General features: G+C 70.9%; 8 protein-coding genes and 1 pseudogene. 3 read left to right on the forward strand and 6 right to left on the reverse strand.

All coding sequences use genetic code 11. From position 1 onward, the window contains the following. The 4 genes from VNT50_RS09505 to VNT50_RS09520 all read right to left on the reverse strand — a co-directional run. Window positions 1-658: aldehyde dehydrogenase family protein (locus VNT50_RS09505; RefSeq protein WP_325484876.1), on the reverse strand; the 658-nt coding region annotated here is incomplete at its 3' end. A gap of 11 nt (window positions 659-669) precedes the next feature. Then, complete coding sequence (locus tag VNT50_RS09510; protein ID WP_325484877.1) at window positions 670-1,347, reverse strand: GntR family transcriptional regulator; 678 nt, start codon at window positions 1,345-1,347, stop codon at window positions 670-672. Next, entirely contained in the window at window positions 1,329-2,807 is a 1,479-nt protein-coding gene (locus tag VNT50_RS09515) for a fumarylacetoacetate hydrolase family protein (protein WP_325484878.1), read from the reverse strand. Before VNT50_RS09515 ends, VNT50_RS09510 begins: the two co-directional genes overlap by 19 nt. 52 nt (window positions 2,808-2,859) lie before the next feature. After that, window positions 2,860-4,512: a thiamine pyrophosphate-binding protein gene (locus tag VNT50_RS09520; protein WP_325484879.1), complete on the reverse strand. Its 1,653-nt coding sequence runs from the start codon at window positions 4,510-4,512 to the stop codon at window positions 2,860-2,862. Between the two features lie 178 nt (window positions 4,513-4,690). Between VNT50_RS09520 and VNT50_RS09525 the strand changes: the two genes are divergently transcribed. Next, window positions 4,691-4,990 carry a hypothetical protein gene (locus VNT50_RS09525; RefSeq protein ID WP_325484880.1) on the forward strand — a complete coding sequence of 100 codons (300 nt, stop codon included), beginning with the start codon at window positions 4,691-4,693 and terminating at the stop codon, window positions 4,988-4,990. Window positions 4,991-5,002: 12 nt separating this feature from the next. Here VNT50_RS09525 and VNT50_RS09530 read toward each other — a convergent pair whose 3' ends face one another. After that, a complete protein-coding gene (locus VNT50_RS09530; RefSeq protein WP_325484881.1) occupies window positions 5,003-5,710 on the reverse strand; it encodes an IclR family transcriptional regulator in 708 nt (235 codons plus the stop codon). A 142-nt stretch (window positions 5,711-5,852) separates the two neighbouring features. Here VNT50_RS09530 and VNT50_RS09535 point away from each other — a divergent pair, with 142 nt between their 5' ends. Then, window positions 5,853-7,772, forward strand: a complete 1,920-nt coding sequence (locus tag VNT50_RS09535) for an FAD-dependent monooxygenase (RefSeq protein ID WP_325484882.1) — start codon at window positions 5,853-5,855, stop codon at window positions 7,770-7,772. A gap of 4 nt (window positions 7,773-7,776) precedes the next feature. Then, on the forward strand, window positions 7,777-8,856 hold the full coding sequence (locus VNT50_RS09540) for a winged helix DNA-binding domain-containing protein (protein WP_325484883.1): 1,080 nt from the start codon (window positions 7,777-7,779) through the stop codon (window positions 8,854-8,856). A gap of 10 nt (window positions 8,857-8,866) precedes the next feature. Here VNT50_RS09540 and VNT50_RS09545 read toward each other — a convergent pair. After that, a pseudogene (locus VNT50_RS09545) lies at window positions 8,867-9,784 on the reverse strand (XRE family transcriptional regulator); the annotation flags it as partial.

The raw sequence follows: 9,784 nt of genomic DNA on the forward strand, positions 1-9,784 counted from the left end.
CGTTGACGAGGTTGAAGACGCCCCGCGGGAGCCCGGCCTCCTCGAAGATTCCCGCCCAGAGCGACGCGGACAGGGGCGTGAACTCGGCCGGCTTCAGAACGACCGTGTTTCCCGTGGCAAGCGCGGGGCCGAGCTTCCACGACTCGAGCATGAACGGCGTGTTCCACGGGGTGATCAGGCCCGCGACGCCGATCGGCTTGCGGTTGACGTAGTTCATCTGGCGCCCCGGCACCTTGAAGGCATCGTCGGCCTGGGCGATGATCAGGTCAGCGAAGAACCGGAAGTTCTCGGCCGCGCGCCGCGCCTGGCCCAGCGCCTGCGTGATCGGCAGCCCCGAGTCGAACGACTCGAGCTCGGCCAGGCGAGCGTCGCGCGACTCGACGATGTCGGCGACCCGGTGCAGCACGCGCGAACGCTCGCGGGGCAGCATCCGGGGCCACGGTCCGTCGGTGAACGCGCGCCTCGCGGCGGCGACCGCGAGATCGATGTCGGCCTTCTTGCCGGCCGCGGCCTGCAGATAGGTCTCGTTCGAGACCGGGTCGAGCACGTCGAACGTGTCGCCGTCGACGGAGTCGACGAACGCGCCGTCGATGTAGTGCTGGATGCGGGTGGGCAGGTCGGCGGGCACGTGCCCGCGGATGACGGCGGTGTCGGTCATCTGGGATCTCCCTAGAGGTCGGAGTTCGGGTGTTCGTGGACGAGGTAGGCGTCGAGGGTGGCGGAGCGGTGACGCCGGGCTGCGGTCTCGATCTCGTCGAGCGGCGCGCTCGCCTCGATCAGCTGCAGGATCCTCTCGTGCTCCCGCACGGACTCCGCGGCGCGCCCGGGCACGAAGCTGAACGTCGAGTCGCGGAGGTTGCCGAGCCGGCCCCACTCGCCGCGCACGATCTCGAGCAGGCGGGGGTTCGGGCACCGGTCGAAGAGCGTCGAGTGGAACTCCAGGTTGAGCGCCGTGAAGGAGTGCGGATCGAAGTGGTCGAGCGTCTCGATCATGAGCTCGTTGATCGAGCGCGCGCGGCGGATGTCGTCGATGCTCAGGTGCCGCGCCGAAAGCGCGGTTGCCGCCCCCTCCAGGATGCCGAGCGCTTGCATGCTGTTGCGGTAGGCGGAGTCATCCACCATCGACACGTGCGCGCCGACGTTGCGCTCGAAGGTGACCAGCCCCTCCGCCTCGAGCTGGCGGATCGCCTCGCGCACGGGCACGACGGACATGCCGAGGTCTTTGGCGAGGCTGCCCAGCACGAGCCGATAGCCGGGCGTGAATTCTTGCCGGGCGATGCGCTCCTTGACCCAGTGGTACGCCTGCTGGGACTTGCTGAGGTCGGCCCTCACCGCGTCTGGCGCCATGCCCGGTACCGGGCCTTCCACTCGTCGTTCATGGGAAAGAGCCCGTCGACCGGATGCCCCGCCCTGACCTGCTCGGCCACGTAGGCGTCTTCATCCTCCTGAGCGAGCGCGGCATCGACGACCTCCTCCACGAGGCCGGAGGGGATGACGATCACGCCGTCGCCGTCGCCCACGATGACATCGCCCGGCTGCACGGTGGTGCCGCCGCATCCGATCGTCACATCGACGTCCCACGGAACGTGCTTGCGTCCCAGCACCGCGGGGTGCGCGCCGCTCGAGAAGACGGGGATGTCGATGCCGGCCACCGTCTCGTAATCGCGCACGCCGCCGTCGGTCACGATGCCCGCCGCGCCGCGGGCCTGCGCGCGCAGCACGAGCACGTCGCCGAGGGTTCCCGAGCCGCGCTCGCCGCGCGCCTCGATCACGATCACCTCGCCCGGCTGGACGGCGTCGAACGCGCGCTTCTGGGCGTTGTAGCCGCCGCCGTGGCTCGCGAAGAGATCCTCGCGCCCCGGCACGAAGCGGAGGGTCTTCGCGATCCCGACGAGCTTGGTGCCGGAGCGGTTCGCCCGTACGCCGTCGATCGTGACGTTGTTCAGGCCGCGCTTGCGCAGCTGAGCGCTGAGTCCGGCCACGGGCGCGGCCTCGAGCTTCGCGCGGAGCTGGGCGGTGAGGGCGCCATTCGTCTCGGGAGGCAGGCCGGCGGCCTCGCGCGAGCCCCACGCCTCCGAGCGCTGGTCGTCGTCGATCCGGGGCTGCGCGCTGAAGGACGGGAGGGGGGCATCGCCCTGCACGACGTGCGTGACGAGGCGGCCGGACGAGGGCCCGCCCGGCACGTCCACCTCCACCTCGACGACATCCCCCGGCTGGACGACGGATGCCCCGGCCGGCGTGCCGGTCAGGATCACGTCGCCGGGCTCGAGGGTGACGAGCTGCGACACGTCGGCGACGAGGAGGCCGAGCGGGAACAGCAGGGTGGCGGTGGAGTCCTCCTGCACGAGGGCGCCGTTGACCCAGGTGCGCAGGCGCAGCGCCGCGGGATCGATCTCCCGCGCGTCGATGAGTGCGGGTCCGACGGGAGTGAAGCCGTCGCCTCCCTTGGAGCGGAGGTTCGAGCCCTTGTCGGCCCAGCGCAGGTCGTAGACCCCGAAATCGTTCGACGCGGTGACGTGCGAGACGTGGATCCAGGCGTCCTCCGGGCTCACGCGCCGCGCCTCGGAGCCGATGACGATCGCGATCTCCCCCTCGAACGCCAGCAGTTCGGTGCCGTGCGGTCGCTCGATGGCGGCGCCCGAGGCGGAGAGCGACGTGGAGGGCTTGAGGAAATACGACGGCACGGCCGGCGTCCGCCCCCGCTGGGCGGCGCGCGAGGGGTAGTTGATGTGCACGGCGACCACCTTGCCCGGCCTCGCGGGCAGCGGGTCGAAGGGGCCGGCTGCCGCATCCGTCGTCGTGGTCATGTCATCCCTCGGGTGTGATATTCGATATCGTATATGATCTCGCGACGGGGCGCTACGAGTTCGCGCGGATGATCTCGTGCTGGTAGGGCGCGATCACAGAGCCCGAGATCCTCAGATCCAGCAGCAGGAACGGGCGCTCGGCTGCCGGCGTCCCGACCCATTCCGCGAGCCGCGCAAGATCCTCCAGCGACCGCACGACGACTCCCTCGGCACCGAAACCCCGGGCCACCCCGGCGAAGTCGACCTCGGGGATGAGCATCGGCTCCCGGGCGAGGCCCTTCACCCCGTAGAGGTTGACTTCGGCGCCGTATGCGGCGTCGTTCCAGACGACGGCGAGCCCGTGTCCGCCCGCGACGCGGACAGCCGACTCGAGGTCGGCGAGGCCCATGAGCCCACCGCCGTCGCCGATCGTCAGGACGATCGTCGACTCGGGGCGTGCCCGCGCCGCCCCGGGAACGCTCGCGAAGCCGAGCCCGATCGACTGGAACGCGGTGCCGACCATCATCATCCGGTCGGGCGACGCGACGGGCCAGTACATGTTGGCCCAGCCGATGAAGTGCCCGCCGTCCGAGACGACGACGCGGTCATCGGGCAGCAGCTCGGCGATGCGGGCGGCCGCCGAACGCGGGTCGAGACGCCCGTCGGGGGCGAGCGCGTCGCCGGGCTCGTGGCGGCGCGCGGATGCCGCATCCACCCTCTCTCGCCAGCCGCTCGGACTCGCCCCCAGGGCGGCGAGTTCGTCGGCGATCGCGCGTGCCACGACCGTGGCATCGCCGCGCACGTAGCCGCCGACGTGCGGGTGCGTCGCCGCGGGAGCGAGATCGACCTGGAAGACCCGCGTGCCGGGTGACAGCAGCGCGCCGAAGCGCATCGTGAACTGATTGAGCGATGCCCCGAACACGACGGCGACGTCGGCCTCTGCGACCAGCGCCATCGCGGCTTCGGCACCGAAGCCGCCCGTCACGCCGAGGTCGAACTCGGGTCGGGGGAAGATTCCGCGGCCGAGCGCGGTCGAGGCGGTGACCGCACCCGTCGCGTCGGCGATCGCTCCGAGCGCCGCCCCCGCGCCGGCGATCCACGCGCCCCGCCCGGCGAGCAGCAAGGGGCGCTGGGCGCCGGCGAGCGCGGCCGCGGCGTCGCGGATCGCCCGCTCGGCGAACGGGCCGCGCGGTGCGACCGGCTGCGGAAGGCGCGGCTCGGGCGCTTCGGGCACCGGACCCGCCTCAAGCGCGGCGACGTCGTAGGGGATCGCGAGAACCGTCGGCACGCGGTAGGTGAGGGCGTGCTCGATCGCGATGACCGTCGTGGCCGCGGCATCCGCTCGCCCCACCGTGTACGTGCGCGCGCCGACCGCCGACGCGAGCGCGATCTGGTCGACATCCCAGGGCCGCGGGCCCGACGTGGGCTCGTCGCCGACGACCAGCACGAGGGGGACGTGCGCCTGCACGGCCTCGGCGAGCGCGGTCAGCGTGTTCGTGAACCCCGCTCCATACGTGGCGGTCGCCGCCGCCAGGCCGCCGCCGGCGCGGTGATAGGCGTCGGCCGCGACGACGCCGCCGGCTTCGTGCCGTAGGGCGGTGTACCCGACGCCGGTCGATCGTTCGAGGGCATCGAGGAAGTAGGCGTTGCCGTTGCCCATCACCCCGAAGACGTGGTCGATGTGGCGGGCGAGGGTCGCGGCGACGTGGGCGGACACGATGGGCATGGGTGCTCCAGGCGAGGACATCGATGACGGACGGAAGGTTCCGTGTGTGTCTCGCGGCGGCGACCGGATGCCGCGGCTACGTGCCCCTTTTTCGAGCACCGGCGGGTCGATCGGCCCCCGGACGCTTCGAGTATAGGCGTGCGCCTGGATGACCGAGCGAGCATGCCAAGCTGGTGCGATGAAGACGATCCAGCTCCGCAGGTACACGCTCGTCGACGGCGAATACGAGGCCTTCCTGGCCTGGTGGCGGGAGCGGATGACGCGCGTTCGCCCCGCGGCCGGCTTCACGATCGAGTTCGCGTACGGTCTGCCCGACACGAACGAGTTCGTGTGGGCGGTGAGCGCGGAGGGCGACGAGGCCGCGTTCCTGGCCCTCGAGAGCGAGTACCTGGCCTCCGCCGCACGCGCCGAAGCGTTCGACGGCATCCCCCAGCGGGTGGCCGAGTACAACGTGAGGTTCGTCGACGAGATCTCGTAGCAACCCCGCGGCTCATCCGCCCAGAGCGTCGCGGATCGCCTCTGCCGATCGCTGCAGCCGCGCGGCGATCCCGGCGGGTTCGTGCGCGCTCGCCACGTAGACCACCGCGATCGCCGACGGGCGCCGACCGCGCACGGTGAGCGGCACCGACACCGACCGGAGGCTCGGGATGACCTCGTCGTGGCTCGTCGCGAACCCCCGTGCGGCGGCATCCATCACTTCGTCGCGGAGCCGATCCGACACGCCGCCCGGCCACTCGTCGGGGGAGAGCGCCGACAGGATCGCCTTGCCCGGTGCGCCTTTGGTGACCGAGTGCCGCGTTCCCGGCCGCTGTGCGACGGAGGCGACCGCATGCCGCGGCTCGACGCTCACGAGCGTGACGCACTCGTCGTGGTCGAGCACCACGAGGAAGCACGTCGTGCCGAGCTCGTTCGCCACCGCGGTGAGCTCCGGGAGGGCCTCGGCCTGCAGGTCGTGCGCGACGCCCGCGGCAAGGGCGGCCATGCGCGCACCCAGCTGGATCCGTCCGGTGCCGTCGCGGGTGACGAGCCCGTGGTCCTCGAGCGTGCGCAGCAGCCGGTAGGCGACCGAGCGGTGCACGCCGAGACGGCGCGCGATCTCGTCGATCGACAGCGCCTCGCGCGCGTCGGCGAGGATCTCGAGGATCCGGATGCCGCGACTCAGCGTCTGCGACGGCGGTGCGGCCGCGATCTGCGTCATGGTGCCTCTCTTGCGAACGGCGAGTTGGCCGACATAGAATCCGTTCAGTAGTAGAACATCACGTTCGAATATAGAACAGACGCGTGACCGCCGCAACCATCGCGCCCGGTGACCTCGACATCGCCGTCCGGGGAGGACATTCATGCAGTTCCATCACCACGGATACGTCTCGGGGGAGCCCCGAGTGCGGGACGCGGCGGGTTCCGGGATCGATCGGCCCGCCGAAGTCCCCGACGAGATGGACGTGCTCATCGTGGGATCCGGCCCCGCCGGGATGCTGCTCGCGGCCCAGATGGCGCAGTTTCCCGGGGTCACCACGCGCATCATCGAGCGCCGTGACGGTCGTCTCGTGCTGGGACAGGCCGATGGCATACAGCCGCGCAGCGTGGAGACGTTCCAGGCGTTCGGGTTCGCGGAGCGCATCACCGCAGAGGCGTACAACATCGCGTATATGAACTTCTGGGGCCCCGACCCCGAGAACCCGCGCAACATCGTGCGCACCGTGCGCACCGAGGACTACGCCTTCAAGATCAGCGAGTTTCCGCACCTCATCGTCAACCAGGCACGCGTGCTGGACTACTTCGCCGAGGCGGCCGCGCACGCGCCCGGTCGCATCGTCCCCGACTACGGCGTCGAGTTCCTCGGCCTCACCGTCGACGACGGCGCGGAGCATCCCGTCGAGGTGCGGGTGCGGTACGCGGCCGGACCGCGCGCCGGCGAAGAGCGCACGGTGCGCGCGAAGTACGTCGTCGGATGCGACGGCGCGCGCAGCGGTGTGCGCGAGGCGATCGGACGCAAGCACGTCGGCGACTTCTCGGCGCACGCGTGGGGGGTCATGGACGTGCTGGTGAACACCGACTTCCCCGACTGGCGCACGAAGTGCGCGATCAACTCCGAGGCCGGAAACATCCTGCACATCCCGCGCGAGGGCGGCTACCTCAGCCGCATGTACATCGACCTGGGAGAGGTCGCCCAGGACGACCACCATCACGTGCGTCAGACACCGATCGAAGAGATCATCCGCCGGGCGAACGACATCCTGCACCCGTACTCGCTCGATGTGAAGCAGGTGGCCTGGCACAGCGTGTACGAGGTCGGGCACCGGGTCACCGAGAAGTTCGACGACGTGCCGGTGGGCGAGGAGAGGACTCCGCGGGTGTTCCTCGCGGGAGATGCCTGCCACACGCACAGCGCGAAGGCCGGGCAGGGGATGAACGTGTCGATGCAGGACGGGTTCAACCTCGGATGGAAGCTCGGACATGTGCTGAGCGGCCTCAGCCCCTCCTCGCTGCTCACGACGTACTCGGCCGAGCGGCAGCCGGTCGCGCAGCAGCTCATCGACTTCGACCGGGAGTGGTCATCGCTCATGGCGCGCAAGCCCGAGGAGATCTCCGATCCGCAGGATCTCGCCACCTACTACCTCGCGACCGCGGAGTTCCCCTCCGGATTCATGACGCAGTACGGCGCCTCGATGATCGTCGGCGATGCGTCGCACCAGTCGCTCGCGCCGGGCTTCCCGATCGGCAAGCGATTCACGTCGGTCGAGGTGGTGCGCGTCTGCGACGGAAATGTCGTGCACCTGGGACATCATGCCCGGGCCGACGGTCGCTGGCGCGTCTACGCATTCGCCGACGCCGCGGCCGGCGCACCCGCTGACGCGTCGCCGGCCGGCGAGCCGCCGGCGCTCGAGCGGTGGGCGGAGTGGATGGCCTCGCCCGAGTCTCCGATCATGCGGCACACCCCGGCCGGCCAAGACATCGACGCGGTGTTCGACGTGAAGGCGATCTACCAGGGGCCGTTCGAGGACGTCGACATCTCGCGGGTTCCCGAGCTCTTCAGGCCCCGGACCGGGCCGCTGGGGCTGACCGACTGGGAGAAGGTCTACGCCGCGGGCCCCAGCGCGTGGTGCACCGCCGATATCTTCGCCGAACGCGAGCTGTCTCGCGATGGTGTCGTCGTCGTGGTGCGCCCCGACCAGTACGTGGCGGCGGTGCTCCCGCTTTCGGCGCCGGAAGAACTCGCGGCGTTCTTCGCCCAGACCATGGTGCGTGCGCGACAATGACGGGATGCCTCGTCAGCACTTGATCGAACGGCGGCTGCGGTCGCACCGGCTGTCGGCGCCCGCGGGCACGATCGCCGAGGCCGCCGAGCACATGCTGGCCACGCAGGGGCAGGAGTTCTGGGGCGGACGGTGGGCGCTCGCCGCCCGCACGAGGGGCGCCCCGAGCGTTCGCGATGTGGATGCCGCCTTCGATCGCGGTGAGATCGTCCGCTCGTGGACGATGCGCGGCACGATCCATGTCATCCCGGCCCGTGACCTCGCGTGGGTGCTGTCGCTGACCGGCGAGCGGCAGTCGCGGGCGGCCGCGGCGGTTCGGCGCGCCGAGGGGATCGACGCGGACGAGATCGCGAAGGCGGAGCGCGCCGCGATGAGCGCCCTCCGCGGCGGAAACCGGCTCACCCGCAAGGAGCTGTTCGCCGTCCTCGACCTGAGCGGCGTCTCGACGGCCGCCCAGCGCGGCTATCACCTCCTGGTCGCACTGTCGCTGCGGGGCCTGGTCTGCCAGGGGCCGGTCGTCCCGCGCGACGGCGGTCCGAGCCGCGACCAGTACGTCGTCCGCACCGATGAATGGGTGCCGGCGCAGGCGTCGCCCGCCGATCCGCTCGCGGAGTTCTTCGTGCGCTACATCGCCTCCCATGGCCCTGCGGGGGCGCGCGACTTCGCGTGGTGGTCGGGGCTGCCGCTCGGCGTCGCCCGCGCCGCGGCGGACGCGGCATCCGATCGCCTTTCTGTCGCCTTCGACGATCGCGAGCCGCTCTACGTCGCGGCGGGCGCGGCGCCGCGCCGAACCTCCGCCGCTCCCGAGGTGCTCGCCCTGCCGCCGTTCGAGGAGTACTACCTCTCCTACGCCGACCGCACCCTCGCCTGCGCGCCGGAGTTCGCCGCGCGGATCGGGCCGAGCATGAACGGCATCGTCCGGCCGATCCTCGTCGCCCGCGGCGAGGTGGTCGGCGTGTGGACGCACTCGCTCGCGGTCGGGCGGCACACGGATGCGCCGGTTCCCGAGCTGCTCGCCTCGGGCGCGGCGACGGATGCCGAGATCGCCGCCGCGCTGGACCGCTACCGCGATTTCATCACCGCGTGAGTGCTGAAGATCACCCGGTCTCGACTTGCGCATGGCGGTCGAGGAACGCGTACACCTCGTTGTCGTCGACGCCGGGAAATGCGCCGCGGGGGAGCGGTGAGAACATCTGCATGTGCACCCGTGCACTCGGCCAGGCCTTGCCCTTCCAGCGGCTCGTGACATCCGCAGGCGGGCGACGGCAGCACGACTCATCGGGACAGGTGGAGACCGCGCGCTTCTGCGTCTCGCGCCCGCGGAACCATCTCGCGTCGTCGAAGGGCACGCCGACCGTGATCGAGAACTCTCCGTCGGCGGTGGACCCCGTCTGGGTCGAGCACCAGAACGTCCCCGCCGGGGTGTCGGTGTACTGGTAGTGCTCGGTGGTGCGGTTGTGCTCCGAGAACGCCGAGCGCGCCGACCACTTGCGGCACAGGATCTGACCCTCGACCGACCCGGTCACGTCGTGGGGGAGCGGCAGGTCGTCGTTCTCGTACACCCGCGAGATCGCCCCCGAGCTGTCGGCCCGCAGGAAGTGCAGCCGGATGCCGAGATGCTTCGTGAGCAGATTGGTCATCCGCATCCCGGCCGCTTCGTGGGTGACGCCGAACGCATCGCGGAAGTCCTCGACCGCGAGGTTGCGGTCGCGCTTGGCGTGCGTGAGGAACGCGACCGACGCCGCCTCGGGCATCAGCGCGCACGCGGCGAAGTAGTTGATCTCGAGGCGCTGCTCGAGGAAGTCCGCGTAGTCGGTGGGGCGCTGGTGTCCGAGCAGCCGATGGGCCATCGCCTGCAGCGCCATCGATCGCAGCCCGTGCCCGCCGGGGATCGATGCGGGTGGAAGGTAGATCCGGCCGTGCGCGAGATCGGTCACCGACCGCGCCGAGTGCGGGAGGTCGTTGACGTAGAGCAGCTCGAACCCGAGCTGCTCGGCCATGATGCTCACCGTGCG

The organism is Microbacterium sp. (assembly GCF_035554235.1).
In the GTDB taxonomy this organism is placed as follows: Bacteria; Actinomycetota; Actinomycetes; order Actinomycetales; family Microbacteriaceae; genus Microbacterium.